The 25,036-nt window shown below is 57.4% G+C and carries 26 protein-coding genes; 12 read left to right on the top strand and 14 right to left on the bottom strand.

Annotated elements, in window-relative coordinates:
• Window positions 1-52: 52 nt before the first annotated feature.
• A complete protein-coding gene (locus ABLV66_RS04290) occupies window positions 53-973 on the bottom strand; it encodes a LysR family transcriptional regulator (RefSeq protein ID WP_289575886.1) in 921 nt (306 codons plus the stop codon).
• A gap of 212 nt (window positions 974-1,185) precedes the next feature.
• Here ABLV66_RS04290 and ABLV66_RS04285 point away from each other — a divergent pair, with 212 nt between their 5' ends.
• Genes ABLV66_RS04285 through idi form a run of 4 tightly spaced genes read left to right on the top strand, consistent with a single transcriptional unit; the run spans window position 1,186 to window position 4,606 of the window.
• Window positions 1,186-2,679, top strand: coding sequence for a UbiD family decarboxylase (locus ABLV66_RS04285; RefSeq protein ID WP_289575887.1), 1,494 nt, complete (start codon window positions 1,186-1,188; stop codon window positions 2,677-2,679).
• A gap of 11 nt (window positions 2,680-2,690) precedes the next feature.
• Window positions 2,691-3,269 carry a UbiX family flavin prenyltransferase gene (locus ABLV66_RS04280; RefSeq protein ID WP_015369800.1) on the top strand — a complete coding sequence of 193 codons (579 nt, stop codon included), beginning with the start codon at window positions 2,691-2,693 and terminating at the stop codon, window positions 3,267-3,269.
• A gap of 12 nt (window positions 3,270-3,281) precedes the next feature.
• Complete coding sequence (locus ABLV66_RS04275) at window positions 3,282-3,998, top strand: DUF554 domain-containing protein (protein ID WP_348876466.1); 717 nt, start codon at window positions 3,282-3,284, stop codon at window positions 3,996-3,998.
• A gap of 53 nt (window positions 3,999-4,051) precedes the next feature.
• Entirely contained in the window at window positions 4,052-4,606 is a 555-nt protein-coding gene (gene idi, locus ABLV66_RS04270; RefSeq protein ID WP_348876465.1) for an isopentenyl-diphosphate Delta-isomerase, read from the top strand.
• A gap of 106 nt (window positions 4,607-4,712) precedes the next feature.
• Here the strand turns inward: idi and lysS are convergent, their stop codons facing one another.
• From lysS to xerD, 5 genes are all read right to left on the bottom strand, one after another.
• Window positions 4,713-6,230 carry a lysine--tRNA ligase gene (lysS, locus tag ABLV66_RS04265; RefSeq protein WP_015369798.1) on the bottom strand — a complete coding sequence of 506 codons (1,518 nt, stop codon included), beginning with the start codon at window positions 6,228-6,230 and terminating at the stop codon, window positions 4,713-4,715.
• A gap of 9 nt (window positions 6,231-6,239) precedes the next feature.
• Window positions 6,240-7,338, bottom strand: a protein-coding gene (prfB, locus tag ABLV66_RS04260; RefSeq protein WP_108418699.1) for a peptide chain release factor 2 whose coding sequence is annotated in 2 segments (ribosomal slippage) — window positions 6,240-7,262 and window positions 7,264-7,338 — 1,098 coding nt in all. Because the reading frame shifts where the segments join, the coding sequence is not laid out codon by codon here.
• Window positions 7,339-7,423: 85 nt separating this feature from the next.
• Window positions 7,424-9,157, bottom strand: coding sequence for a single-stranded-DNA-specific exonuclease RecJ (gene recJ / locus ABLV66_RS04255; protein ID WP_348876464.1), 1,734 nt, complete (start codon window positions 9,155-9,157; stop codon window positions 7,424-7,426).
• Window positions 9,158-9,162: 5 nt separating this feature from the next.
• Window positions 9,163-9,876: a bifunctional protein-disulfide isomerase/oxidoreductase DsbC gene (gene dsbC, locus ABLV66_RS04250; RefSeq protein WP_045374003.1), complete on the bottom strand. Its 714-nt coding sequence runs from the start codon at window positions 9,874-9,876 to the stop codon at window positions 9,163-9,165.
• 22 nt (window positions 9,877-9,898) lie between these two features.
• Window positions 9,899-10,795, bottom strand: coding sequence for a site-specific tyrosine recombinase XerD (xerD, locus tag ABLV66_RS04245; RefSeq protein WP_032715787.1), 897 nt, complete (start codon window positions 10,793-10,795; stop codon window positions 9,899-9,901).
• 100 nt (window positions 10,796-10,895) lie between these two features.
• On the opposite strand from xerD, the gene fldB reads away from it, so the two are divergent.
• Window positions 10,896-11,417 carry a flavodoxin FldB gene (gene fldB / locus ABLV66_RS04240; protein ID WP_015369793.1) on the top strand — a complete coding sequence of 174 codons (522 nt, stop codon included), beginning with the start codon at window positions 10,896-10,898 and terminating at the stop codon, window positions 11,415-11,417.
• A 7-nt stretch (window positions 11,418-11,424) separates the two neighbouring features.
• On the opposite strand, the gene ABLV66_RS04235 is transcribed toward fldB, so the two are convergent.
• Both ABLV66_RS04235 and sdhE read right to left on the bottom strand, forming a co-directional pair.
• A complete protein-coding gene (locus ABLV66_RS04235; RefSeq protein WP_015369792.1) occupies window positions 11,425-11,835 on the bottom strand; it encodes a protein YgfX in 411 nt (136 codons plus the stop codon).
• Window positions 11,816-12,082 (bottom strand): FAD assembly factor SdhE, encoded by a 267-nt coding sequence (gene sdhE / locus ABLV66_RS04230; RefSeq protein WP_015369791.1) that lies wholly within the window; start codon window positions 12,080-12,082, stop codon window positions 11,816-11,818. Before sdhE ends, ABLV66_RS04235 begins: the two co-directional genes overlap by 20 nt.
• 223 nt (window positions 12,083-12,305) lie before the next feature.
• Between sdhE and ygfZ the strand changes: the two genes are divergently transcribed.
• Entirely contained in the window at window positions 12,306-13,289 is a 984-nt protein-coding gene (gene ygfZ, locus ABLV66_RS04225; RefSeq protein WP_015369790.1) for a tRNA-modifying protein YgfZ, read from the top strand.
• Here the strand turns inward: ygfZ and ABLV66_RS04220 are convergent.
• From ABLV66_RS04220 to yqfB, 3 genes are all read right to left on the bottom strand, one after another.
• Window positions 13,286-13,564 (bottom strand): hypothetical protein, encoded by a 279-nt coding sequence (locus ABLV66_RS04220; protein WP_155960949.1) that lies wholly within the window; start codon window positions 13,562-13,564, stop codon window positions 13,286-13,288. The two genes, ygfZ and ABLV66_RS04220, sit on opposite strands and share 4 nt — an antisense overlap.
• 30 nt (window positions 13,565-13,594) lie before the next feature.
• Entirely contained in the window at window positions 13,595-14,254 is a 660-nt protein-coding gene (gene trhA / locus ABLV66_RS04215; RefSeq protein ID WP_008806429.1) for a PAQR family membrane homeostasis protein TrhA, read from the bottom strand.
• A 164-nt stretch (window positions 14,255-14,418) separates the two neighbouring features.
• Window positions 14,419-14,730 carry a N(4)-acetylcytidine aminohydrolase gene (yqfB, locus tag ABLV66_RS04210; protein ID WP_047065379.1) on the bottom strand — a complete coding sequence of 104 codons (312 nt, stop codon included), beginning with the start codon at window positions 14,728-14,730 and terminating at the stop codon, window positions 14,419-14,421.
• A gap of 50 nt (window positions 14,731-14,780) precedes the next feature.
• Here yqfB and ABLV66_RS04205 point away from each other — a divergent pair, with 50 nt between their 5' ends.
• The 6 genes from ABLV66_RS04205 (at window position 14,781) to ABLV66_RS04180 (ending at window position 20,711) form a co-directional block, all read left to right on the top strand.
• Window positions 14,781-15,509, top strand: coding sequence for a MurR/RpiR family transcriptional regulator (locus ABLV66_RS04205; RefSeq protein ID WP_045391997.1), 729 nt, complete (start codon window positions 14,781-14,783; stop codon window positions 15,507-15,509).
• Between the two features lie 119 nt (window positions 15,510-15,628).
• The gene (bglA, locus tag ABLV66_RS04200) at window positions 15,629-17,062 is read left to right on the top strand and encodes a 6-phospho-beta-glucosidase BglA (RefSeq protein ID WP_032712496.1); all 1,434 of its coding nucleotides are present in this window, start codon (window positions 15,629-15,631) and stop codon (window positions 17,060-17,062) included.
• A gap of 124 nt (window positions 17,063-17,186) precedes the next feature.
• Window positions 17,187-17,546, top strand: a complete 360-nt coding sequence (locus tag ABLV66_RS04195) for a copper resistance protein (RefSeq protein ID WP_015369786.1) — start codon at window positions 17,187-17,189, stop codon at window positions 17,544-17,546.
• 49 nt (window positions 17,547-17,595) lie between these two features.
• A complete protein-coding gene (locus tag ABLV66_RS04190) occupies window positions 17,596-19,605 on the top strand; it encodes a protein-disulfide reductase DsbD family protein (RefSeq protein ID WP_348876463.1) in 2,010 nt (669 codons plus the stop codon).
• Window position 19,606: 1 nt separating this feature from the next.
• Complete coding sequence (locus tag ABLV66_RS04185; protein ID WP_348876462.1) at window positions 19,607-20,218, top strand: DsbA family protein; 612 nt, start codon at window positions 19,607-19,609, stop codon at window positions 20,216-20,218.
• Window positions 20,208-20,711: a protein disulfide oxidoreductase gene (locus ABLV66_RS04180; protein WP_045392003.1), complete on the top strand. Its 504-nt coding sequence runs from the start codon at window positions 20,208-20,210 to the stop codon at window positions 20,709-20,711. The genes ABLV66_RS04185 and ABLV66_RS04180 overlap by 11 nt, the downstream gene beginning before the upstream one ends.
• A 267-nt stretch (window positions 20,712-20,978) precedes the next feature.
• On the opposite strand, the gene ABLV66_RS04175 is transcribed toward ABLV66_RS04180, so the two are convergent.
• From ABLV66_RS04175 to gcvP, 3 genes are read right to left on the bottom strand one after another with little or no spacing between them, the layout of a single operon-like run.
• Window positions 20,979-21,281: a hypothetical protein gene (locus tag ABLV66_RS04175; protein ID WP_512173837.1), complete on the bottom strand. Its 303-nt coding sequence runs from the start codon at window positions 21,279-21,281 to the stop codon at window positions 20,979-20,981.
• Window positions 21,282-21,335: 54 nt separating this feature from the next.
• Window positions 21,336-22,079: an SDR family oxidoreductase gene (locus tag ABLV66_RS04170; protein ID WP_045392005.1), complete on the bottom strand. Its 744-nt coding sequence runs from the start codon at window positions 22,077-22,079 to the stop codon at window positions 21,336-21,338.
• A 60-nt stretch (window positions 22,080-22,139) separates the two neighbouring features.
• Window positions 22,140-25,013 carry an aminomethyl-transferring glycine dehydrogenase gene (gene gcvP, locus ABLV66_RS04165; protein ID WP_348877273.1) on the bottom strand — a complete coding sequence of 958 codons (2,874 nt, stop codon included), beginning with the start codon at window positions 25,011-25,013 and terminating at the stop codon, window positions 22,140-22,142.
• Window positions 25,014-25,036 lie beyond the last annotated feature (23 nt).

The following is a 25,036-nucleotide window of genomic DNA, read 5'->3' as shown; positions in this document are numbered from 1 at the left end:
CTCGGCGTCATGGACGAATATCATACCAGCCCGAGGGACAATCCCCAATGTCCTACGGTTTTTCTACGACCTCTACTCCCTTCGGCGCGCTAAATGGATAGCCTCCGGCAATAATATCCATCAGCGCCGGGAGATACGACATCGACGGTAATTTCACCAGCGCCGGATAAAATATCTGCGGCGAGGGGAAGACATCAACCACATAGCAATGAGGCAGTTTTTCAGCATTCACTTCCGAGGATGGCAACAATGTCGCCGCTTCCAACCCGCCCTCCAGCCAGTCGAGGATCACCCCTGGTTGGGTAATATGCATAATCACTTTCGCGCTGACGCCGGATTTACGAAACAGGTCCATCAGCATCTCATAGGTGCCGGAATCTTTCGCCCGGTGAAGCAGCACCAACGGCATCGTCGCCAGCGCGTTATAATCGAAGGGGTTAGACGGCGAATGCGGCAAACATTTTTTATTAATGACGGCTACCAATTTTATCGGGTCGAAGGAGACATAATCGAACCCCTCACTACGGTAGGGACGCTGTATTAAGGCCAGGTCGATAGCGCCTTCATTTAATAACGTTTCCAGATGACTTGAATCGGTCACCGAGATATTTATTGCCGTCTCTGGATTTCGCCGATAGAGCTCCATTAATAAAGGCTGAAAATAGTTTTGATAAAGATGCGTTAAGCCAACGCGCACTTCCGCACGGGTCTTTTGCGCAATATCGGCCGTTTCCCTGGCGGTATCTTCCACCTGGCGTAATATTTCACACCCCTTACGATAAAGAAAATAGCCTGCTTCCGTTGGTTCAATACGGTTGCCGCGGCGTTCAAAAAGCGACACCTGCAGCTCTTCTTCCAGCTCTTGTATCCGCTTACTGAGCGGCGGCTGCGCCATGTTGAGCGATTTCGCCGCCTGGCTAACCGAGCCATGTTCGACCACCCGGCAAAAATAGCGTAAGCGTTTCAGATCCATTATCTAACCCCTCTTTATCTGCAGGTCAGTATTGCACTAATGGTATCAAAGAAAAAGCCGCGGAAAATTCCTCTATTTTAATTAATCATTTCTTAACAGCTTTTTAAATTAAACCTTTTTGATCTACTGAGCATCCGGTAAACGGTATTTGTTTAATTAGTCGAACAAAAATATTGTGCGGTTAGCGAAATTGCTTTCCCAAAGGAACACTCATGGCACACTCAGATAAAAAAGCGCCGTCATCGGTGCATGATTTACGCTCTGCCCTGGCGCTATTAAAAACGCTACCGGGCGAATATGTTGAAACCGATACCGAAGTCGATCCCCACGCCGAACTCTCCGGCGTTTATCGCTACGTGGGCGCCGGTGGTACCTGCCAGCGTCCGACGCGTAAGAACGGCCCGGTGATGGTATTCAACAACATCAAGGGCTTCAACGACATCAGCGTAGCCATCGGTCTGAACGGTTCACGCCAGCGCGTCAGCCAGTTCCTGCAGTGTGAACCGGCGAAACTGGGCCACCTGTTAAAGGACTCCGTTGAAAATGTCATTGCCCCGACCATGGTGCAGGGCGCGGCGGTATGCCAGGAAGTGGTGCACCTCGCCAGCGATGATGATTTCGATCTGCGCAAGCTGCTGCCTGCGCCAACCAACACCGAAGAAGACGCTGGCCCGTATATCACCATGGGCCTGTGCTATGCCTCCGACCCGCAAACCGGTGAATCCGATATCACCATTCATCGTCTGTGCGTACAGAGCCGCGATGAGCTCTCAATGTGGCTGACGCCGGGCCGCCATATCGATGCCTTCCGCATGAAGGCGGAAGCGGCGGGACAGCCGTTGCCGATCTCGATTAGTATCGGCGTGGACCCGGCTATCGAAATCGCCGCCTGCTTTGAACCGCCGACCACCCCGCTGGGCTTTGATGAGCTAAGTATCGCCGGCGCGCTGCGCGGCCATCCGGTGGAGATGGCGCAGTGTAAAACCATTAATGAAAAAGCCATCGCCCACGCCGAAATCGTTATCGAAGGCGAACTGCTGCCGAACGTACGCGTGCGTGAAGATCAAAACACCAATACCGGCCGCGCCATGCCGGAGTTCCCTGGCTATACCGGCGAAGCCAAAGAGGCGATTCCGGTCATTAAAGTTAAAGCGGTTACCCATCGTATCAACCCCATCTGGCGCACCACCGTCGGGCCAGGCGAAGAACATGTCAACATGGCCGGGATCCCGACCGAAGCCAGTATTCTCGATATGGTAGAACGCGCCATGCCGGGCAAATTGCTCAACGTCTTCGCCCACTCGGCGGGCGGTGGCAAGCTGCTCGCGGTGCTGCAATTCAAAAAATCGTCTCCAGCCGATGAAGGCCGCCAGCGCCAGGCTGCGCTACTGGCATTCTCCGCCTTCCCGGAACTCAAACACGTTATTCTGGTAGATGAAGATGTTGATATTTTCGATAGCGACGACGTGCTATGGGCGATGCAAACCCGTTACCAGGGCGATGTCGATACCGTGGTGATCCCTGGCGTACGCTGCCATCCGCTCGACCCGTCGCAGGTGCCGGAATACAGCCCCAGCATTCTGCAGCAGGGAATGTCGTGTAAAACCATTTTCGACTGCACCGTACCGTTCCATCTGAAGCACAACTTTGAGCGCTCTAAGTTCAAAGCGGTTGATGTAAAACGTTTCCTGCCGGATTTCGAATAAGGGCAAAGACCATGACACCACGCATCATCATTGGCATTAGCGGCGCGTCCGGATTCCAGTACGGCGTCAAAGCGCTGGAGCTTCTGCAGCCGCTGGCGGTAGAAGTGCACCTTGTGGTCTCCAAAGGCGCGGAAAAGACCTGCGAGCTGGAAACGGACTACCGCTTAGACGAAGTGATGGCGCTGGCTGACGTGGTACACCCGATTAACCACCTGGGCGCATCTATCTCCAGCGGATCGTTTAAAACGCTGGGGATGTTAGTCGCCCCCTGCTCGATGCGGTCATTGGGCGCTATCGCTCACTGTCTCACCGATAATCTGCTCACCCGCGCGGCGGACGTGGTGCTGAAGGAACGCCGCCGGCTGGTGTTGTTAGCACGCGAGACCCCGCTCAATCTCGGCCATATACGCAATATGGCGGCGGTTACCGAGATGGGCGGCATCATCTTTCCACCGGTTCCGGCGCTCTATCAACGCCCGCAAAGCGCAGATGACATTATTACCCATAGCGTGAACCGCGCGCTCGACCTCTTTGATCTTGAGGTCAATAACATCCCGCGCTGGGGTGAAGGCGCGCTGCATTACGCGTAACAGGAACTCGCAATGTTAATTGGTCCATATGTAAATGGTTCCGCCGTGATTATCGGTGGATTGATCGGCGCAATGGCCGGAGGCAAACTTCCGGAACGCGTCAAAACCGCGCTACCGATGACCTTTGGTCTCTGTTCCGTCGGCCTGGGCATCACCCTGGTGCTGAAGGTGAAATATATGCCGGCGGTAGTGCTGGCGATGGTACTCGGCGCTTTCCTCGGCGAACTGCTGCATCTGGAAAAACGCATCGGCAGCGCGGCGGGTTCAACGCGCGGCTTGATTAATAAAGTTTTGCCGCCCGTTCAGGGGTTAGGCCATGAAGAGTTCACCGAAAAATTCGTCGCTATCCTGGTGCTGTTTTGCGCCAGCGGTACCGGTATTTTCGGCGCCATGACCGAAGGTATGAGCGGCGATCCGTCAATCCTGTACATTAAAACGATCCTCGATCTGTTCACCGCCGGGATATTCGCAACCCTGCTGGGCTACGCGGTGATGACCATCGCTATCCCGCAGATCGTTATTCAGGTGGCGCTGGCGATGCTGGCGGTGTTTATTCTGCCGATGATCACCCCGTCAATAATGGCGGATTTCTCCTGCGCCGGTGGATTGCTGATGGTAGCGACCGGGTTGCGTATCTGTAACATCAAGCTTTTCCCTGTCGCCAACATGCTACCAGGGCTTGTTTTGGTAATGCCTTTCTCCCATTTATGGGCTACCCTAGTGGCCTGAGTACATGACCCGGCGGGTTTGTGCCGGGTCATTTATTTTTTTCAGGAGTCGTCATGGCCGGGGAACACGTCATTTTGCTGGATGAGCAAGATAAACCCACAGGTATGCTGGAGAAGTATGCCGCCCACACGCTCGATACCCCTTTGCATCTCGCGTTTTCCTGCTGGTTGTTCAATGAGCAAGGCCAGTTCCTGGTCACGCGCCGTTCGCTTAGCAAAAAAGCCTGGCCCGGCGTGTGGACTAACTCGGTGTGCGGACATCCGCAACAGGGCGAGACCTTCGAACAGGCCGTCACCCGGCGCTGCCGCTTCGAACTGGGCGTCGAGATCGCTGATATTGCCCCCGTCCACCCGGCTTTCCGCTACCGCGCCGTCGCCCCGAATGGCATCGTCGAAAACGAAGTGTGCCCGGTTTTTGCCGCACGCGTGGTCAGCGAACTACAACCGAATGATGATGAAGTCATGGATTATCAGTGGGTTGAGCTACCGGAAATGTTAAGCGCGCTGGCTGCTACCCCGTGGGCCTTTAGCCCGTGGATGGTGCTGGAAGCCAAAAACAAAAATGCGCGTCAGGCATTGATAGACTTTGTCGCGTGTGTACGCGCGTAACCGCGAGTGACGAGCATTAAAGACCCAGGCTACGCCAGAGACGAACCTTGACATCAGACATAAAAAAACCCGGCAAGCCGGGTTTTTTGCTTTTCGCGAAAAGCGATTATTTCTGCGGACGCATCGCCGGGAACAGAATAACGTCGCGGATGGTGTGGCTGTTAGTGAACAGCATCACCATACGGTCGATACCGATGCCCAGACCGGCGGTCGGCGGCAGGCCGTGTTCCAGCGCGGTGACGTAGTCTTCGTCGTAGAACATCGCTTCGTCGTCGCCGGCGGCTTTCGCATCAACCTGATCCTGGAAGCGCTGCGCCTGGTCTTCCGCATCGTTCAGCTCGCTAAAGCCGTTACCGATTTCGCGGCCGCCGATGAAGAATTCAAAGCGGTCGGTGATTTCCGGGTTCACGTCGTTACGACGGGCCAGCGGAGAGACTTCTGCCGGGTATTCGGTGATGAAGGTTGGCTGGATCAGATGCGCTTCCGCCACTTCTTCGAAGATCTCGGTCACGATACGGCCCAGACCCCAGCTCTTTTCAACTTTGATGCCGATAGACTCAGCGATCGCTTTCGCGGAATCGAAGTTATCCAGATCCGCCATCTCGGTTTCCGGACGGTATTTCTTGATGGCTTCACGCATGGTCAGTTTTTCAAACGGCTTGCCGAAATCGAAAGTCTGATCGCCATAAGGCACCGCGGTATTACCGAGGATGTCCTGCGCCAGGGTGCGGAACAGGGATTCGGTCAGCTCAATCAGATCTTTATAATCCGCATAGGCCATATAGAGTTCCATCATGGTGAACTCTGGGTTGTGGCGAACGGAGATCCCTTCGTTACGGAAGTTACGGTTGATTTCGAAGACGCGTTCGAAGCCGCCAACCACCAGACGCTTGAGGTACAGTTCCGGCGCGATACGCAGGTACATGTCCAGATCCAGCGCGTTATGATGGGTGATGAACGGACGCGCGGAAGCGCCGCCTGGGATCACCTGCATCATCGGGGTTTCCACTTCCATAAAGCCGCGGCCAACCATGAACTGACGGATGCCAGCCAGGATCTGCGAACGTACTTTGAAGGTGTTACGGGATTCGTCGTTGGAGATCAGATCGAGGTAACGCTGACGGTAACGCGCTTCCTGATCCTGCAGGCCGTGGAATTTATCCGGCAGCGGGCGCAGGGCTTTGGTCAGCAGACGCAGCTCGGTGCAGTGGATCGACAGCTCGCCGGTCTTGGTTTTGAATAGCTTACCGCGGGCGGCGATAATGTCGCCGAGATCCCATTTTTTGAACTGATCGTTGTAGACGCCTTCTGCCAGGTCATCGCGCGCGACGTACAGCTGAATGCGGCCGCCGACATCCTGCAGGGTAACGAAAGACGCTTTACCCATGATACGACGGGTCATCATGCGGCCAGCAACGGCCACTTCGACATTCAGCGCTTCCAGCTCTTCGTTTTCTTTGGCATCGAAGTCAGCGTGCAGTTGGTCAGAGGTATGGTCACGACGGAAATCGTTCGGGAATGCGACGCCCTGCTCACGCAGCGCAGCCAGCTTCTCACGACGGGTTTTCAGTTCATTATTAAGGTCAATTGCCGCGTCAGCGCCCTGTGCTTGTTGTTCAGACATGTTGGTTCCTCATAACCCTGCTTTCAAACTTGCTTCGATAAATTGGTCCAGGCTGCCATCGAGCACCGCCTGAGTGTTGCGGGTTTCCACCCCGGTGCGCAGATCTTTAATACGCGAGTCGTCCAGCACGTAAGAGCGGATCTGGCTGCCCCAGCCGATGTCGGATTTGTTATCTTCCATCACCTGCTTCTCGGCATTTTTCTTCTGCATTTCCAGCTCATAAAGCTTCGCTTTCATCTGCTTCATGGCCTGGTCTTTGTTCTTGTGCTGCGAACGGTCGTTCTGACACTGCGTCACCAACCCAGTCGGGATGTGGGTAATACGCACCGCGGATTCCGTACGGTTAACGTGCTGACCACCGGCGCCGGACGCGCGGTATACGTCGATACGCAGGTCGGCTGGGTTAATTTCGATATCGATATCGTCATCAACTTCCGGGTAAACGAACGCCGAGCTAAAGGAGGTATGACGGCGGCCGCCGGAGTCGAACGGGCTTTTACGTACCAGACGGTGAACGCCGGTTTCAGTACGCAGCCAGCCGTAGGCGTAATCGCCCATGATTTTGATGGTCACGGATTTAATGCCCGCGACTTCACCTTCGGATTCTTCGATGATTTCGGTCTTAAAGCCGCGCGCTTCCGCCCAACGCAGGTACATGCGCATCAGCATGCTGGCCCAGTCCTGGGCTTCGGTGCCGCCGGAACCGGCCTGAATATCAAGATAGCAATCGGCGCTGTCATACTCGCCGGAGAACATGCGGCGGAACTCAAGCTGCGCCAGCTTCTCTTCCAGCCCGTCCAGCTCGGCAACCGCTTCGTTGAAGGTCTCTTCGTCTTCGGCTTCTACCGCCAGCTCCAGCAGTCCGGCGACATCTTCCAGACCCTGGGTCATCTGATCCAGCGTTTCGACGATAGCTTCCAGAGAAGAACGTTCTTTACCCAGCGCCTGTGCGCGCTCAGGTTCGTTCCAGACGTCCGGCTGTTCCAGCTCGGCGTTTACTTCTTCGAGACGCTCTTTCTTCGCATCGTAGTCAAAGATACCCCCTAAGAACGTCGGAGCGCTCCGTGAGGTCCTGAATGCGGTTTTTTACCGGATTTATTTCAAACATGGTCGGTTTCTTTTAATGGATTTGTCAAAATGCGGTGATAAGAGCGGAATTCTACCGGATTCGCGCCCTTATTAATACACTGTTGTCAATTTGGCCAGAGGTGATCGATGATCAGCTGCAGGCTACGGTTGCCGCGGAACTCGTTGATGTCGAGCTTGTAGGCTAACTGTACTTCACGCACGCCGTTATCCGGCCAAATGGAAGTATCGATGTTGAAGGCAATACCGTCCAGCAGCGGCCCGCCGTCAACCGGTTCGACCATCACCTTCAGGTGACGCTCGCCCACCAGCCGCTGCTGCAGCAGGCGGAAACGGCCATCAAACAGCGGTTCCGGGAACATCTGCCCCCATGGCCCGGCATCGCGCAGCATCTGCGCCACTTCCATGCTCATCTCCGCCGCCGCCAGCGGGCCGTCGGAAACCACCTCGCCCTGCAATAATGCGGGATCCAGCCACTCGGTCACCAGCTCGCCGAAGCGCTGTTGAAACTCCTCAAAACGCGCCTCTTCCAGCGATAAGCCCGCCGCCATCGCGTGGCCGCCGAACTTCAGGATTAGCCCAGGATAAAGCGTATCAAGGCGCTCCAGCGCATCGCGCATATGCAGCCCCTGAATAGAGCGGCCAGAACCTTTGAGCGTGCCGTCGCCGGTAGGCGCAAAAGCGATAACCGGGCGATGGAAGCGCTCTTTAATCCGGGATGCCAGAATGCCGACCACCCCCTGATGCCATTGCGGATGGTACATCGCCAGCCCGCCGGGCAGGGTTTCGCTACTGCGTTCCAGTTGCTGACACAGGGTCAGCGCTTCGGCCTGCATCCCCTGTTCGATCTCTTTGCGCGTCTGGTTAAGCGCATCGAGCTCACTGGCCAGCACCCGCGCTTCGCCGATGTTATCGCACAGCAGCAGCGCGACGCCGACGGACATATCATCCAGCCGCCCCGCAGCGTTCAGGCGCGGCCCGAGGGCGAAACCGAGGTCGCTGGCGGCAAGCTTTTGCGGATCGCGGTTAGAAATTTCCAGCAGCGCTTTAATGCCTGGCCGACATTTTCCGGCGCGAATGCGGCTTAACCCCTGCCAAGTCAGGATGCGGTTGTTGGCATCCAGCGGCACGACGTCCGCAACGGTGCCCAGCGCCACTAAATCCAGCAGTTCGGCAAGGTTTGGCGCGGCGATACCGCGGGCCTCGAACCAGCCGTTATCTCGCAGGAAAGTGCGCAGCGCCAGCATCAGATAAAACGCCACCCCAACCCCGGCCAGCGATTTTGACGGGAAGTCGCAATCGCGCAGGTTAGGGTTAACGATAGCTTCCGCCGCCGGCAGCGTATCGCCCGGCAGGTGGTGATCGGTCACCAGCACCGGGATACCCAGCGCATGGGCATGATCGACGCCGCTATGCGATGAAATACCGTTATCGACGGTCATGATCATCTGCGCGCCGCGCGCGTGCGCCTGATCGACCACTTCCGGGCTTAAACCATAGCCGTCTTCAAAACGGTTCGGCACCAGATAAGAGACGTTGCCGTAGCCCAGCGCGCGCAGCGCCAGCACGCTAAGGGCGGTACTGGTGGCGCCATCGGCGTCAAAATCGCCGACCACCACAATATGTAACCCTTTCTGGAAAGCGTCATGCAGCATCTCAACGGCTTTTTCAACGCCGGTGAGTTGCGTCCATGGCAACATGCCTTTGACGCCGCGCTCCAGCTCCTGCGCGCTGCGCACGCCGCGGCTGGCATACAGCCGCTGCAGCAGCGGCGGCAGGTCGGCGGGAAGGTCGACGCCGTCAACCGCCTCGCGGCGGCGTAGTTGTGTCTGTTGTTTCACGCGAATCAGTTACCGCTTGTCTGTTTTTGATGCTCGTCGAGGAAAGCTTTAAGCTCTTTCGGCCCCTGATAGCCTGGCAGCACCATACCATTGCTAAGGACCATCGCCGGGGTACCGTTGACGCCCATCTGTACGCCAAGCGTGTAATGTTTAGCGATATCCACATTGCAGCTCGCCGGCTGTACGCCCTTACCGTTCATGGCGTCATCCAGCGCTTTGTTGCGATCTTTCGCACACCAGATCGCTTTCATGTCCTGCTCGGCCTGGCTTTGCAGCCCCTGACGCGGGAAGGCCAGATAGCGCACGGTGATCCCCAGCGCGTTATAGTCGCTCATCTGCTCGTGCAGCTTGTGGCAGTAGCCGCAGGTGATGTCGGTAAAGACGGTAATGACATGCTGCTCCTTCGGCGCTTTATAGACAATCATCTCTTTGGATAAGGCGTTCAGCTTGCCGACCAGCAACTGGTTGGTGACGTTAACCGGCTGCGCGCCGCTGACGTCGTACATCGGTCCTTGAATAATGTGTTTACCATCGTCAGTGACGTACAGCACGCCGCTGTCGGTAAGCACCGTGCTCATCCCGGAAACCGGCGACGGTTGGATATCGGTGCTCTGCACACCCAGTTTCGCCAGCGACTGTTTGATCGCCGCGCTATCGGCATGCGCCGCGCCGGAGAGCGAGGCCGCCAGCAGGGTGAACATCAATAAACCTTTTTTCATACTCAGTCCTTTTATTCAGCACTCACGCCCGCGGGTGATGCTGTTGATGAAGTTGTCGTAAACGTTCGGTCGCCACGTGGGTGTAGATCTGCGTGGTGGAAAGATCGCTGTGTCCTAACAGCATCTGTACCACGCGTAAATCGGCGCCGTGATTGAGCAAATGCGTGGCGAACGCATGACGCAACACGTGCGGGGAGAGCTTCGCGCTGTCGATCCCCGCCAGTACGGCATAGTGTTTAATGCGGTGCCAGAAGGTCTGTCGCGTCATCTGCTGCGCGCGCTGGCTGGGGAAAAGCACGTCCGAAGCCACGCCGTTCAGCAGCCACGGGCGGCCGTATTCAAGGTAATTTTCAACCCATGACACCGCCTCTTCGCCCAGCGGCACCAGCCGCTCTTTGTTGCCTTTACCAATAACCCGCAGTACGCCCTGTCGCAGGCTGATATCGCTCATCGTCAGGCCAACCAGTTCGGATACGCGTAGGCCGGTGGCATACAGCACTTCCAGCATCGCCTTATCGCGCAACTCCAGCGGCTGTTCCACCAGCGGCGCCTGCAGCAGACGCTCAACCTGCGCCTCGCTGAGATCTTTCGGCAGCCGCTGCGGCAGCTTCGGCGAAGCCAGCAGCGCGCTGGGATCGTCCGGGCGGACTTTCTCCCGGTACAAATGCTGGAAGAAGCGGCGCACGGCGCTAAGCAGCCGTGCGGTACTGGTCGCTTTGTAGCCGCCGGTTTGCCGCTCGGCCAGCAGCGCCTGTAAATCGTCGCTGCCGACGCTTGCCAGAGTCAGCCCGCGATGATGCAGCCACTCCACTAGCATCGTCAAATCGCGACGATAGGCGCTGAGCGTGTTCTCCGCCAGATTACGCTCCAGCCAAAGGGCATCGAGAAACTGTTCAATTTGTGCCAGATCCTGTTTCACATCGGCCTCTTTGTTCGTTATACGCCCTCATTATGCCTTAAGAGGCCGCCTTTCTGGTACACTGGGCGCAATTCACGGCAAGAATTGAGACGTTTACGCGATGAATATAGGTCTTTTTTACGGCTCCAGTACCTGCTACACCGAAATGGCCGCGGAAAAAATCCGCGATATCATCGGCCCCGAGCTGGTGACGCTGCATAATCTGAAAGATGACTCCCCCGCGCTGATGAGCCAGTACGACGTGCTGATCCTCGGCATCCCGACCTGGGATTTCGGCGAAATTCAGGAAGACTGGGAAGCGGTCTGGGAACAGCTCGACGCCTTAGATCTGAATGGCAAAATCGTCGCGCTGTACGGCATGGGCGATCAGCTTGGTTACGGCGAATGGTTCCTTGACGCGCTGGGGATGCTGCACGATAAGCTGGCGACCAAAGGCGTGAAGTTTGTCGGCTACTGGCCAACCGAGGGCTATGAGTTCACCAGCCCGAAACCGGTTATCGCCGATGGCCAATTGTTCGTCGGCCTGGCGCTGGATGAAACCAATCAATACGACCTGAGCGATGAGCGCATCCAGAACTGGTGCGAGCAGATCCTCGGCGAAATGGCGGAGCACTTCGCCTGATCCTGAGTTAGTCGTGCGCCGGCTTTTGCAGCACCAGCCGGCGCAAATCCCGCCATTCCCCCGCATCCATGCTATCCGCCGCCACCCATAAATGCTGGCTACGGCCGGTTTCCGCATGCTTCAGGCGCAGCAGCATCCCGCTGCTGATAACCCATGGCGTCCCGACGATATCCCATTCCGTTTTTTGCCACCGTAAACGGGAGTCGATTAACAGCTTAATTTCTCCCTGGCAGGCGTGGATCCGCCGCTGGCTGCGCACGCAGTCAAACACCACCAGCGATAGCAACAGGAGCCAAATCGGGGTGTAGCTTAACGGCCAGGGCATGAGCAGCACTATCGCCGCCACCACCCCGTGCAGCAGCAGCGAGAACCACTGCGAACGCCAGGAAATACGTAAATCAGATTGCCACAGGACCACGTTCCCGATTCCGAGTCTGGATTAAATTAATCATCCGTTGAAGTTGCGCATCTGCCGGCTTGCCGTGATTCATCAGCCAGTTAAACAGATCCGGATCATCGTTCTCCAGCAAACGGATGAACAGGCGCTTGTCGTCATCGCTGAGCGTGTCGTACTCATACTCGAAAAACGGCATGATGGAGATATCGAGTTCGCGCATACCGCGGCGGCATGCCCAGTGGATGCGAGCTTTGTTGTTAATGTCCATGTTGTCCTTCCAGCATCAAGATATAGCTTAGTTTAACCCTTTTTAGGCACTTACTTTACAGTAATATCGCCTTGTGCGAGCAGCATTCCATAAAAGCCCAAAATCCGGTTGGCTATTCACCGCCTCCTGAGGGCACAAATGGCTTGCCGAAAGCGCTTGCATTGCACCATAGCTCTTTTACCATTAGTCATTCACTCTGCGTTAAGCTATTCAGGATATGACTATGGCTTTTACACCTTTTCCTCCGCGTCAGCCCTCTTCTTCCGCTCGTCTGCCGTTAACGCTGATGACGCTGGATGATTGGGCGCTGGCGACGATTACCGGTCCGGATGGCGAGAAGTATCTGCAGGGGCAGATCACCGCCGATGTCAGCCATTTAACCGCCGATCAGCATCTGCTTGCCGCGCACTGTGATGCCAAAGGCAAAATGTGGAGCAACCTGCGCGTCTTCCACCGCGACGGCGGTTTCGCGTGGATTGAGCGCCGCAGCCTGCGCGAAGCGCAGCTGACCGAACTGAAAAAATATGCCGTCTTCTCCAAAGTCACCATCGCCGCAAACGACGATCTGGTCCTGCTGGGCGTGGCCGGTTTCCAGGCGCGCGCCGCGCTGGCTCCATTGTTCGCCGCGCTGCCGGACGCTGGTAAACCGGTGGTCACCGAAGGCGTGACCAGCCTGCTGTGGTTTGAACATCCTGCCGAACGCTTCCTACTGGTGACCGATGCCGACACCGCCAACCGGGTGACAGACGCGCTGCGCGGCGAAGCGCAGCTTAACAACAGCCAGCAGTGGCTGGCGCTGAACATCGAGGCCGGTCTGCCGGTTATCGACAGCGTAAACAGCGCGCAGTTCATTCCGCAGGCGACCAACCTGCAGGCGCTGGGCGGAATCAGCTTTAAGAAAGGCTGCTACACCGGCCAGGAAATGGTCGCCCGGGCGAAATTCCGCGGCGCCAATAAACGCGCGCTGTGGACGCTGGCGGGTACTGCCAGCCGGGTGCCGGAAGCCGGGGAAGATCTGGAGCTGAAAATGGGCGACAACTGGCGCCGCACCGGTACGGTGCTGGCAGCCGTACAGTTGGATGACGGAAGCCTGATGGTCCAGGTGGTGATGAATAACGATATGGAACCGGACAGCGTGTTCCGCGTACGTGACGATGCCGGCAGCCTGAGCATCAAACCATTGCCGTATTCGCTGGAAGAAGATTAAGAACAGTTCCCGGCTTGCGGCGCTTGCGCCTTAGCCGGGCTACCAGCCTGCAGAATATCGTAGCCACGGTAAGCGCAGCGCCACCGTGGAATTTCCAGCCTGCAGAATATCGTGACCACGGTAAGCGCAGCGCCACCGTGGAATTTCCAGACCGCAGAATATCGTCGCCACGGTAAGCGCAGCGCCACCGTGGAATTTCCAGGCCGTAGAATATCGTGACCGCGGCAAGCGCAGCGCCACCGTGGAATTTCCAGACCGTAGAGTATCGTAGCCACGGCAAGCGCAGCGCCACCGTGGAAGTTAAATCAGGACTGGCCGACGTAAAGATAAATCGCCAGGAAGTGACACACGCTGCCGCCGAGCACGAAGCCGTGCCAGATAGCATGGTTATAAGGAATACGTTTGCAGACGTAGAAGATGACCCCCAGCGAGTACACCACCCCGCCAACCGCCAGCAGCGTTACCCCGCCCACCGCTAGCTTCACCGCCAGTTGATAGACCACGATAAGCGACAGCCAGCCCATCGTCAGATAGGTCACCAGCGACAAAATTTTAAAACGGTGCGCGATTGTCAGTTTAAACAGGATCCCCAGTAACGCCAGGCTCCAGATGACAATCATCAGCCCCTTTGCCAGCGGCGAATTCAATCCCACCAGCAAAAATGGCGTGTAGGTTCCGGCAATCAGCAAGTAGATGGCGCAGTGGTCGAATTTCTTCAGCCACTGTTTCGCCCGCTGATGCGGGATAGCGTGATAGAGCGTGGAAGCGAGGAACAGCATAATCATGCTGCCGCCGTACAGGCTGTAGCTGGTGATCGCCGTCGCGCTGGCGTTCGTGTCTACCGCCTGCACCAGCAGCAACACGAGGCCGACAATACCGAACACCAGCCCGATCCCGTGACTGATGCTGTTGGCAACTTCCTCTGCCAGAGAATATCCCTGAGTGATTAATGGTTTGCGAACCATATTTTGACTCCGTGAAAACAAGAACGCTTTCATTACCCACTTAGGTTAACTGAGAATGATTCCAGTGAACACCTGTTAGCTAAAATAAAACAATGTATATTTGTAAACACATTAAAATCATAATGTTACAAGAATATTTCAACTAACAGCTGTGCTGGTTTTATTTAAAGGCGTTTGAATTCAATAACATAAAACCGATCTTCCGCAGGATAGATTTCCCTGATGACCTGCCGCAGCTGTTCGAGGGTCATATTCTCTTGTTGAGCATGCTGTTCAGTTAGCGTGTCGAGCGTCACCGTCGAGGTCGCGGTAACGGCGATAGTGCAAAAGTAGCCGTCATCTTCATAACGTCCGACGCGCAGCACATCACCGACCTTAAAGTGCGACTCCGCCGCATCGCGAATGGTGATCGTTTTGCGCCCGGCGAGGATGTCGTCCTGAAAACGCTGAAAAAAGGTAATGTCATTAGCCTGCATGGTATAATTCCGTCCTGGTCTTTATGAATTGTGAGTTCGCCACTGTGAGTATGTTCTCCCACGCCGCTGTCGCCAGTCTCAATAATCTTGAGATGATGGTCTACCACTACGTCATTAAGAATCGTGACAAAGTGATGTACATGACTATTCGCGAACTGGCCGAGGCCGCCGGGGTCTCCACCACTACCGTGTTGCGCTTCTGCCGCAAACTGCAGTGCGAGGGCTACTCTGAATTTCGCGTACGCTTTAAATTATATCTTGAGCAGAATGAGCCTCAACAGGCAAATATCGGTGCCAGCGAAATAATGAGCTTTTTTAAAAGCGTCAATAATGACGAATTTGATGAATTGCTCGAACAGGCCGTCGATATTATTCTCTCCTCCGAACGTATTATTTTCGTCGGCGCCGGTACTTCCGGCGCGCTAGCGAAATATGGCGCACGTTTCTTTTCCAACGTCGGCAAATTCAGCAACCATATTGACGATCCTTATTTCCCGGTCACCAATGATATGGCCCGCAACGCGCTGGCGATTGTGCTTTCCGTCTCCGGCGAAACCGAAGAAATTCTTCGCTTTGCCAGCCAGTTCAGCCTGCATCACTGCAAGGTGATGTCGATTACCAGCCATGAGCATTCGCGGCTGGCGAAACTGGCTGATTTCAATCTCTCCTGGCACGTGCCGCAAACGCGCATCGGCGGCGTTTACGATATTACAACGCAGATACCGGTGATATATATACTCGAATCACTGGGGCGTAAATTAGCGCGCAAAATCGGCTAAAAGTAACAGCCTGTTTTTTTGATGTAACATATTACCTTTAGCGGGATTTGTTATATCGTGACATTCAATTTCGCTTTGCTAGACTCAATCGCAATAGTGATTCATAGAGATTAGCAAAGATGAAAAAATTGACTCTTCCCAAAGACTTTTTGTGGGGCGGCGCGGTCGCCGCGCATCAGGTTGAAGGCGGCTGGAATAAAGGCGGCAAAGGCCCCAGCATCTGCGATGTGTTGACCGGCGGGGCGCACGGCGTGCCGCGCGAAATCACCCAACAGGTCGAAGCGGGTAAATACTACCCTAACCATGAAGCGGTTGATTTTTACGGCCACTACAAAGAAGACATCAAGCTGTTCGCCGAGATGGGTTTCAAATGCTTCCGCACCTCTATTGCCTGGACCCGCATCTTCCCGCAGGGCGACGAAACTCAGCCAAATGAAGAAGGGCTGAAATTCTACGATGACATGTTTGATGAACTGCTGAAGTACAACATCGAGCCGGTAATCACCCTTTCCCACTTTGAAATGCCGCTGCATCTGGTCCAGCAGTACGGCGGTTGGACCAACCGCAAAGTGGTCGATTTCTTTGTGCGCTTCGCCGAAGTGGTCTTTGAGCGCTATAAGCACAAAGTGAAATACTGGATGACCTTTAACGAGATCAATAACCAGCGTAACTGGCGCGCGCCGCTGTTCGGCTACTGTTGCTCCGGCGTGGTCTATACCGAGCATGAAAACCCGGAAGAGACCATGTACCAGGTGCTGCATCACCAGTTCGTCGCCAGCGCGCTGGCGGTGAAAGCGGCGCGTCGTATCAACCCGGAAATGCAGGTCGGCTGCATGCTGGCGATGGTCGCCCTCTACCCTTACTCCTGCAAACCGGAAGATGTCATGTTCGCCCAGGAATCGATGCGCGAACGCTATGTTTTTACCGATGTCCAGCTACGCGGTTACTACCCGAGCTATGTGTTGAATGAATGGGAGCGCCGCGGCTTCAACATCAAGATGGAAGACGGCGACGCGCAGATCCTGCGTGAAGGAACCTGCGCCTATCTCGGCTTCAGCTACTACATGACCAACGCGGTGAAAGCCGAAGGCGGCACCGGCGATGCCATTTCCGGCTTCGAAGGCAGCGTGCCGAACCCGCACGTGAAAGCCTCCGACTGGGGCTGGCAGATTGACCCGGTTGGCCTGCGTTACGCCCTGTGCGAACTGTATGAGCGCTACCAGAAGCCGCTGTTTATCGTGGAAAACGGCTTTGGCGCCTACGATAAAGTAGAAGCCGACGGCAGCATCAACGATGACTACCGCATCGATTATCTCCGCGCCCACGTCGAAGAGATGATTAAAGCGGTGACTTATGACGGCGTCGATCTGATGGGCTATACCCCCTGGGGCTGCATCGACTGCGTCTCCTTCACTACCGGCCAGTACAGCAAACGCTACGGCTTCATCTACGTCAATAAACACGATGACGGCACCGGCGATATGTCCCGCTCGCGCAAGAAAAGCTTTAACTGGTACAAAGAAGTCATCGCCAGCAACGGCGAGAATCTGTAATTGACCGCCCTCTCCCGGCCGGGAGGGGGCAAATCACTTATCCGCCAGACACTTCTTTACAGCTTTACCATTGCTAAAACGCGTTCGCCCGATAAGATAGGCCTCGTGAATATTTGAGGCGACCATGATTAAGCGACAACGCAAAGCCATTCTTCTTGTACTCCTTGCCTGCCTGGTGGTGCTGATCTGCACCGCCCAGAGAATGGCGGGGATGCATGCGTTGGTGATGAACGTCACGGCCGCCAGCCAATCCGCCCAACCTGGCCCGGATAATGCCGAGGCGCCAGTCTCCCCCTGCGAACTCAGCGCCAAGTCGCTGATGGCCGTTCCGCCGATGCTGTTTGAAGGGGCGCTACTCGCTATCGCCCTGCTGCTGGCGGTGCTGGCGGCGATCCCGCCGCGTATCGAGCGTATCTGGCCTCCCCGCGTCATTTCTCCCCCCCGATTGCGGGTGCATCTACGATTATGCGTCTTCCGTGAGTGATTAATTCTCCTGACAGCTCAGGTTAATTTATTACTTACGGAGAAAATTTATGTTTATGGTATTCAGGCGACTGCTGGTCTGCCTGCTTTGGCTATGGCTGCCCGTCAGCCAGGCCGCCGATAGCGGCTGGCTCCGCGTCGCCGACAATCAACACGCCAGCGTGCGCCTGCGGGCGCAAAGCGAAAGCAATGGCGACACCCGCCTGCTTTTAGACGTAGCGCTGGAAAAGGGCTGGAAAACCTACTGGCGTTCGCCGGGCGAAGGCGGCATCGCGCCGGCTATCGCCTGGCACACGCCGCTGGAGGTTAACTGGCGTTGGCCGACGCCACAACGCTTCGACGTCGCGGGTATTTCCACTCAGGGGTATCACGGCGACGTCAGCTTCCCGATGACCCTGCGCGGCAAAATACCGCCGACGCTTAGCGGCGTACTGACGCTCTCTACCTGCAGCAATGTCTGCATTCTCACTGACTACCCCTTTTCGCTGGATATGACGGCTCCGGCGGGGGAGCGTTTTAATTACGATTTCACCCGCGCGATGGGCACGCTGCCCCTGCGCGACGGTCTCACCTCGGCGCTTAGCGCCAGCTACGTCAGCGGTAAGCTGACGGTAACCGCTCGCCGCGATGCCGGCTGGCAGCAGCCAGCGCTGTTTATCGACAGCATGGAGGATGTCGATTTCGGCAAGCCGAGTTTTACCAGCCGCGGCGATACGTTGACCGCCACCGTACCGGTCACCGATAGCTGGGGCGAAACGGCGCCGGACCTGAGCGGCAAAACGCTGTCGCTGGTGCTGGCCGATAGCGGCCAGGCGCAGGAAAGCCATATCGCCATCGCCGCCGGCAGCGCCGCGCCGGGGCTGGCGTTAGGCTGGGTGCTGCTGATGGCGCTGGCCGGCGGGCTAATCCTCAACGTCATGCCGTGCGTGCTGCCGGTGCTGGCCATGAAACTCGGCTCGCTGGTGCAAACCGAACGTCGCGAACGCGGCGCGGTGCGGCGGCAGTTCCTCGCCTCGGTATGCGGGATCGTCGTCTCCTTCCTGGCGCTGGCGCTGATGATGACCGCGCTACGCTTAGGTAATCAGGCGCTCGGCTGGGGGATCCAGTTCCAGAACCCGTGGTTTATCGGCGCGATGGCGCTGGTGATGCTGCTGTTCAGCGCCAGTTTATTAGGGCTGTTCGAAATCCGTCTCTCCTCCAGCGCCAGTACCTTCCTCGCCACCCGGGGCGGCAACGGCTTAATGGGCCATTTCTGGCAGGGCGCCTTCGCCACTCTGCTGGCGACGCCCTGTACCGCGCCGTTCCTCGGTACCGCCGTTTCAGTGGCGCTGGTGGCGCCGCTGCCGCTGCTGTGGGGTATTTTCTTCGCCATGGGGATCGGCATGAGCCTGCCGTGGCTGCTTATCGTCGCCTGGCCGGGTCTGGCGCAACGTCTACCTCGCCCGGGTCGCTGGATGAATCATCTGCGGGTGGTGCTGGGATTGATGATGCTTGGCTCAGCGCTATGGCTGGTCAGCCTGCTGACGATCCACATCGGCCGTACGCCGGTGCTTACCCTGCTGGTGATTCTGGCCATCGTCCTGCTCCTGGCCACCGCCTGGCGCTACCGCTGGCGTACGGCGCTGCGCGCGGGCGCTCTGGCCATCGTAGCGGCGGGCGCCGTCGTCTTTGTCGCCCAACAGGACGGCCAGGGCCCGCGCCGCGACCGGGTTAACTGGCAGCCGCTCAGCGAGCAGGCTATCACCAGCGCCCTTGCGGAGCATAAGCGGGTGTTTATTGATGTCACCGCCGACTGGTGCGTGACCTGTAAAGCCAATAAATACAACGTGCTGCTGCGCGATGACGTCCAGCAGGCGCTATCAGCGCCAGATGTGGTCGCCTTACGCGGCGACTGGAGCCGCCCCTCCGCCGACATTAGTCAGTTTTTAACCGCTCGCGGCAGCGCCGCGGTGCCGTTTAACCAGATTTACGGACCGGGATTGCCGCAGGGACAAATTCTGCCTGCGCTGTTAGATCGCGAACAACTTCTCGCCACCCTGTCCGCCGCTAAAGGAAAATAACATGAGAGCTATCACCGCCTTATTACTGCTGTGCGTATCGGCCTTCAGCTTCGCCGCCCCGGAGCAAGAACCGCAATCAAATGGTAATGACCAGTTAGCCCAACTGCTGTTTAACGATCCGAACAGCCCGCGCACCGGCGCGAAAGCGCCGAAGCTCACGATCGTCTCGTTTACCGATTACAACTGCCCTTACTGCAAACAGTTTGATCCGATGCTGGAAAAAATCGTCCACGATAATCCGGACATCCAGCTCATCGTTAAGCTGCTGCCGTTTAAAGGGCAGAGTTCGGTGAATGCCGCTAAAGCCGCGCTCTCCACCTGGCGTCAACAGCCCGATAAGTTCTGGGCGCTGCATCAGCGGCTGATGGCGAAAAAAGGCTATCACGATGACGCCAGCATCGCCGCCGCGCAGAAGAAAACCGCCACCGATAGCGTGAATATTGATGACAAGACCATGGATTCGCTGAAAATGAACCTGATTTTGTCGCAGGTGCTGAATATTCAGGGCACCCCGGCGACCATCATCGGCGATCAGATGGTGGCCGGCGCAATCCCTGCTGATGAGCTGGAGGGGCTGGTGAAAGAACAGCTGGCGAAAGCCCATGGCCAGTAAAATCAGGCGCTGGCTGCGCGAGCTGGCGGTGTGGCTGCTGATTGGCGCGGCGGTGAGCCTGGCGGTGGATTATTTTCGCCAGCCCGCGCTACCGCAAAACTTCAGCGCCACATCGCTGCAGACACTCGACGGCAGGACGCTGGATCTGAACGCTATGAGCCAGCAAAAGCCGCTGCTGCTGTACGTCTGGGCGACCTGGTGCGGAGTTTGTCGCTATACCACGCCGTCGGTGGCCTCGCTTGCCGCCGACGGCGGCAATGTGCTGACGGTAGCCCTGCGTTCCGGCGATAACGCCACGCTGGAGAAGTGGCTGACCAGGAAGAAAATGGCGCTGCCGACGGTGAATGATCCGAGCGGCCAGCTGGCGCGGCAGTGGGACGTGCAGGTGACGCCAACGCTGGTGTTCATTTCTCAAGGCGAGGTGAAGTCGGTCACCACCGGCTGGACCAGCAGTTGGGGAATGCGCCTGCGGCTGTGGCTGGCCTCCTGGTAGACCGTCGGGTTCCCGGCTCGCGTTGTTGGGTAACCCGGATAAGGCGTAGCTGCTATCCGGGAAGGTTTCCCCGGCTCGCGCTGCGCTCAGCCGGGCTACGGGTACGCATCGTTGGGTAGCCCGGATAAGGCGTAGCCGCCATCCGGGAAGGTTTCCCCGGCAAGCGCAGCGCTCAGCCGGGCTACGGGTACGCATCGTTGGGTAGCCCGGATAAGGCGTAGCCGCCATCCGGGAAGGTTTCCCCGGCAAGCGCAGCGCTCAGCCGGGCTACGGGTACGCATCGTTAGGTAGCCCGGATAAGGCGTAGCCGCCATCCGGGAAGGTTTCCCCGGCAAGCGCTGCGCTCAATCGGGCTACGGGTACGTATCGTTGGGTAGCCCGGATAAGGCGTAGCCGCCATCCGGGAAGGTTTCCCCGGCAAGCGCTGCGCTCAGCCGGGCTACGGGTACGCATCGTTGGGTAGCCCGGATAAGGCGTAGCCGCCATCCGGGAAGGTTTCCCCAGCTCGCGCTGCGCCGCCGGGCTACGGGTACGCATCGTTGGGTAGCCCGGATAAGGCGTAGCCGCCATCCGGGAAGGTTTCCCCGACAAGCGAAGCGCCGCCGGGCAATAGACATCTACGGGTTATTTACCGCCCGCCAGTTCGAGGAAACTGCCCGTCACATACGACGCTTTGTCGCTCAGCAGCCAGGCAATGGCCTGAGCGACCTCTTCCGGCTGGCCGCCGCGCTGCATCGGTAGCGAACTTTTCACCCTGTCCACGCGTCCCGGTTCGCCGCCGGAGGCGTGCATCTCGGTATAAATCAGCCCCGGACGCACGCCGTTTACCCGAATCCCCTGCGCCGCCACCTCCAGCGCCAGCCCGGTGGTCAGGGTATCTACCGCCCCTTTCGACGCGGCATAGTCAACGTACTCGCCCGGCGCGCCAAGGCGCGACGCCGCCGACGAAACGTTAACTATCGCCCCGCCCTTGCCGCCATGCCGATGCGACATGCGCTTTACCGCCTCGCGACAGCAAAGAAAGTATCCGGTGACGTTGGTGGCCAGCACGCGGTTAATACGCTCGGCGCTCAGGCTCTCTACCGTACATTGGGTAAACAGGATCCCGGCGTTGTTGACCAACGCCGCCAGCGGTTCGCCCATGCGGTCAACCGCCTCAAACATCGCCATCACCTGCGCTTCATCGCTGATATCGGCCCGCAGCGCCGTGGCTTTGCCGCCAGATTCAACAATGGTATTGACCACTTCGGTGGCGGCTTTAATGTTGTGATGATAATTAACCGCGACGGTATACCCTTCCTGCGCCAGCAGCAGCGCCGTCGCCCGGCCTATGCCGCGGCTCGCGCCGCTAATCAGAGCTATCGCCATGCCTTCCCTCCAAAAAATAAAGGCGCCGCAGCGCCTTTAAAAGTTTAGCTAATTCACCACTTACTGGTATTCGCTCATCGGGACGCAGGAGCAGAACAGGTTACGGTCGCCGTACACGTCATCCAGGCGTTTCACCGTTGGCCAGTACTTGTTGTGCAACCCAGCCGGGAATACCGCCAGCTCGCGGCTGTACGGATGGTTCCACTCGCTTACCAGCTCGCCCTGGGTGTGCGGCGCGTTCACCAGCGGGTTATCTTCCAGCGGCCATTCACCGGCTTTAACGCGATCGATTTCCCCGCGAATCGCCAGCATGGCGTCAATAAAGCGGTCCAGCTCTACCTTGCTTTCCGATTCCGTCGGCTCAACCATCAGCGTCCCGGCAACCGGGAAGGACATGGTCGGCGCATGGAAACCAAAGTCGATCAGGCGCTTAGCAATATCCAGCTCGCTAATGCCGGTCTCTTCTTTCAGCGGACGAATATCGAGAATACATTCGTGGGCCACGCGACCGTCGCGGCCGGTATACAGCACCGGATAAGCATCTTTCAGACGAGTAGCGATATAGTTGGCGTTGAGAATCGCGTTCTGGCTCGCCTGCTTCAGCCCTTCCGCGCCCATCATGCGGATATACATCCAGCTGATCGGTAGGATAGAGGCGCTGCCGAACGGCGCGGCGGAAACCGCGCCCTGACGGGTCAGCATGCCTTCAATCTGTACCACGCTGTGGCCCGGTACAAACGGCGCCAGGTGCGCTTTCACGCCGATAGGGCCCATACCCGGACCGCCGCCGCCGTGCGGAATGCAGAAGGTTTTATGCAGGTTGAGGTGCGAAACGTCAGCGCCGATAAAGCCCGGAGAAGTGATCCCGACCTGGGCGTTCATGTTGGCGCCGTCGAGGTAAACCTGGCCGCCGAACTGATGCACTATCTCGCACACTTCACGGATGGTCTCTTCATACACGCCGTGGGTCGACGGATAGGTGACCATGATGCAGGAGAGATTCGCCCCTGCCTGCTCTGCTTTTTCACGCAGATCGGCAAGATCGATGTTGCCGTTTTTATCGCAGGCAACCACCACTACCTGCATACCCGCCATCTGCGCGGAAGCCGGGTTGGTGCCGTGCGCGGAGCTTGGGATCAGGCAGATATCGCGATGGCCTTCGTTGCGGCTCTCGTGATAGTGGCGAATCGCCAGCAGGCCAGCATACTCGCCCTGCGCGCCGGAATTCGGCTGCATACAGACGGCGTCATAGCCGGTCAGTTTAACCAGCCAGTCAGAAAGCTGGGCGATCATCTGATGATAACCTTCCGCCTGCTCGACCGGGCAGAACGGGTGCAGCTCGGCAAATTCCGGCCAGGTGATCGGGATCATTTCCGCCGCGGCGTTCAGTTTCATGGTGCAGGATCCCAGAGGGATCATTGCCTGGTTCAGCGCCAGATCTTTACGCTCCAGCGCGTGCATGTAGCGCATCATCTCGGTTTCGCTATGGTAGCGGTTAAACACCGGATGGGTGAGGATCGCATCATCGCGTAGCATCGCCGCCGGGATCGAACGGCTATCCAGCGCCACGTCTTTATCCAGGGTATCGATATCCAGACCGTGATCGTCGCCAACGATGGCGCGGAACAGATTCAGCACATCTTCGCGGGTGGTCGCTTCATCGAGCGTAATGCCAACCGCGCCGTGAATATCGCTACGCAGGTTAATCTGCAGCGCTTCGGCACGCGCCAGCACCGCGGCTTTATCCGCCACTTCGACGCAAAGGGTGTCGAAGTAGTGCGCATGGCGCAGCTTCAGCCCTTTCTTCTGCAGGCCGTCGGCCAGAATGTCGGTCAGGCGATGAATGCGGCCAGCGATACGTTTCAGGCCCGCCGGGCCGTGGAAAACCGCGTACAGGCTGGCGATGTTGGCCAGCAGGACCTGCGAGGTACAAATGTTGGAGTTCGCTTTCTCGCGGCGGATGTGCTGCTCGCGAGTCTGCATCGCCATGCGCAGCGCGGTATTACCCGCCGCATCTTTCGATACGCCGATAATACGGCCCGGCATGGAGCGTTTGAATTCATCTTTCGCCGCGAAGAAGGCCGCGTGCGGGCCGCCATAGCCCATCGGCACGCCGAAACGTTGGGCGGAACCGAAGACAATATCGGCGCCCTGCTTGCCCGGCGCCGTCAGCAGCACCAGCGCCATAAAGTCAGCGGCGACGCTGACAATCACTTTGCGCGCTTTCAGCTCGGCGATAAGTTTACTGTAATCGTGGATTTCACCGGTGGTGCCGACCTGCTGCAGCAGCACGCCAAAGACATCCTGGTGATCGAGCACTTTGTCGGCGTCATCGACAATCACGTCGAAGCCGAAAGTTTCCGCGCGGGTGCGAACCACGTCCAGGGTTTGCGGATGGACGTCGGCGGCAACGAAGAAGCGGTTGGCGTTCTTCAGTTTGCTCACGCGTTTGGCCATCGCCATTGCTTCGGCGGCGGCGGTGGCTTCATCAAGCAGCGAAGCGGAAGCGATATCCAACCCGGTCAGATCCAGAGTGACCTGCTGGAAGTTGAGCAGCGATTCCAGACGGCCCTGGGATACTTCCGGCTGGTAAGGGGTGTAGGCGGTATACCAACCCGGGTTTTCCAGCATGTTGCGCTGAATGACCGGCGGCAGCTGCACGGCGGTGTAGCCCATGCCGATGTAAGACTTGAAGCGCTTGTTGCGACCGGCGATCGCCTTCAGCTCCGCCAGCGCGGCAAATTCGGTAGTCGCGTCTCCCACCTGCGGTGGGGTCGCCAGCTGGATATCCTGCGGCACAATCTGGCCAATCAGGGCGTTAAGCGAATCCGCGCCGACGGTCTTCAGCATCTCTTGCTGCTGCTGAGCGTCCGAGCCAATGTGACGTTTAATAAAGGCGTCGCGGTTTTCAAGCTGACTTAAAGTCTGAGTCATGAGCGATGGTTCCTGAAACGTGC

This window comes from Klebsiella sp. CN_Kp073, assembly GCF_040065495.2.
Classification (GTDB): domain Bacteria; phylum Pseudomonadota; class Gammaproteobacteria; order Enterobacterales; family Enterobacteriaceae; genus Klebsiella; species Klebsiella aerogenes.
This window is presented reverse-complemented; position numbering and strand designations above follow the sequence as displayed.

Bases quoted from the DNA above. Each gene is read 5' to 3' on its own strand.
- ABLV66_RS04290 (WP_289575886.1), bottom strand. From the start codon at position 973: ATGGATCTGAAACGCTTACGCTATTTTTGCCGGGTGGTCGAACATGGC.
- ABLV66_RS04285 (WP_289575887.1), top strand. From the start codon at position 1,186: ATGGCACACTCAGATAAAAAAGCGCCGTCATCGGTGCATGATTTACGC.
- ABLV66_RS04280 (WP_015369800.1), top strand. From the start codon at position 2,691: ATGACACCACGCATCATCATTGGCATTAGCGGCGCGTCCGGATTCCAG.
- ABLV66_RS04275 (WP_348876466.1), top strand. From the start codon at position 3,282: ATGTTAATTGGTCCATATGTAAATGGTTCCGCCGTGATTATCGGTGGA.
- idi (WP_348876465.1), top strand. From the start codon at position 4,052: ATGGCCGGGGAACACGTCATTTTGCTGGATGAGCAAGATAAACCCACA.
- lysS (WP_015369798.1), bottom strand. From the start codon at position 6,230: ATGTCTGAACAACAAGCACAGGGCGCTGACGCGGCAATTGACCTTAAT.
- dsbC (WP_045374003.1), bottom strand. From the start codon at position 9,876: ATGAAAAAAGGTTTATTGATGTTCACCCTGCTGGCGGCCTCGCTCTCC.
- fldB (WP_015369793.1), top strand. From the start codon at position 10,896: ATGAATATAGGTCTTTTTTACGGCTCCAGTACCTGCTACACCGAAATG.
- sdhE (WP_015369791.1), bottom strand. From the start codon at position 12,082: ATGGACATTAACAACAAAGCTCGCATCCACTGGGCATGCCGCCGCGGT.
- ygfZ (WP_015369790.1), top strand. From the start codon at position 12,306: ATGGCTTTTACACCTTTTCCTCCGCGTCAGCCCTCTTCTTCCGCTCGT.
- trhA (WP_008806429.1), bottom strand. From the start codon at position 14,254: ATGGTTCGCAAACCATTAATCACTCAGGGATATTCTCTGGCAGAGGAA.
- yqfB (WP_047065379.1), bottom strand. From the start codon at position 14,730: ATGCAGGCTAATGACATTACCTTTTTTCAGCGTTTTCAGGACGACATC.
- ABLV66_RS04205 (WP_045391997.1), top strand. From the start codon at position 14,781: ATGTTCTCCCACGCCGCTGTCGCCAGTCTCAATAATCTTGAGATGATG.
- bglA (WP_032712496.1), top strand. From the start codon at position 15,629: ATGAAAAAATTGACTCTTCCCAAAGACTTTTTGTGGGGCGGCGCGGTC.
- ABLV66_RS04195 (WP_015369786.1), top strand. From the start codon at position 17,187: ATGATTAAGCGACAACGCAAAGCCATTCTTCTTGTACTCCTTGCCTGC.
- ABLV66_RS04190 (WP_348876463.1), top strand. From the start codon at position 17,596: ATGTTTATGGTATTCAGGCGACTGCTGGTCTGCCTGCTTTGGCTATGG.
- ABLV66_RS04185 (WP_348876462.1), top strand. From the start codon at position 19,607: ATGAGAGCTATCACCGCCTTATTACTGCTGTGCGTATCGGCCTTCAGC.
- ABLV66_RS04180 (WP_045392003.1), top strand. From the start codon at position 20,208: ATGGCCAGTAAAATCAGGCGCTGGCTGCGCGAGCTGGCGGTGTGGCTG.
- ABLV66_RS04175 (WP_512173837.1), bottom strand. From the start codon at position 21,281: ATGGCGGCTACGCCTTATCCGGGCTACCCAACGATGCGTACCCGTAGC.
- ABLV66_RS04170 (WP_045392005.1), bottom strand. From the start codon at position 22,079: ATGGCGATAGCTCTGATTAGCGGCGCGAGCCGCGGCATAGGCCGGGCG.
- gcvP (WP_348877273.1), bottom strand. From the start codon at position 25,013: ATGACTCAGACTTTAAGTCAGCTTGAAAACCGCGACGCCTTTATTAAA.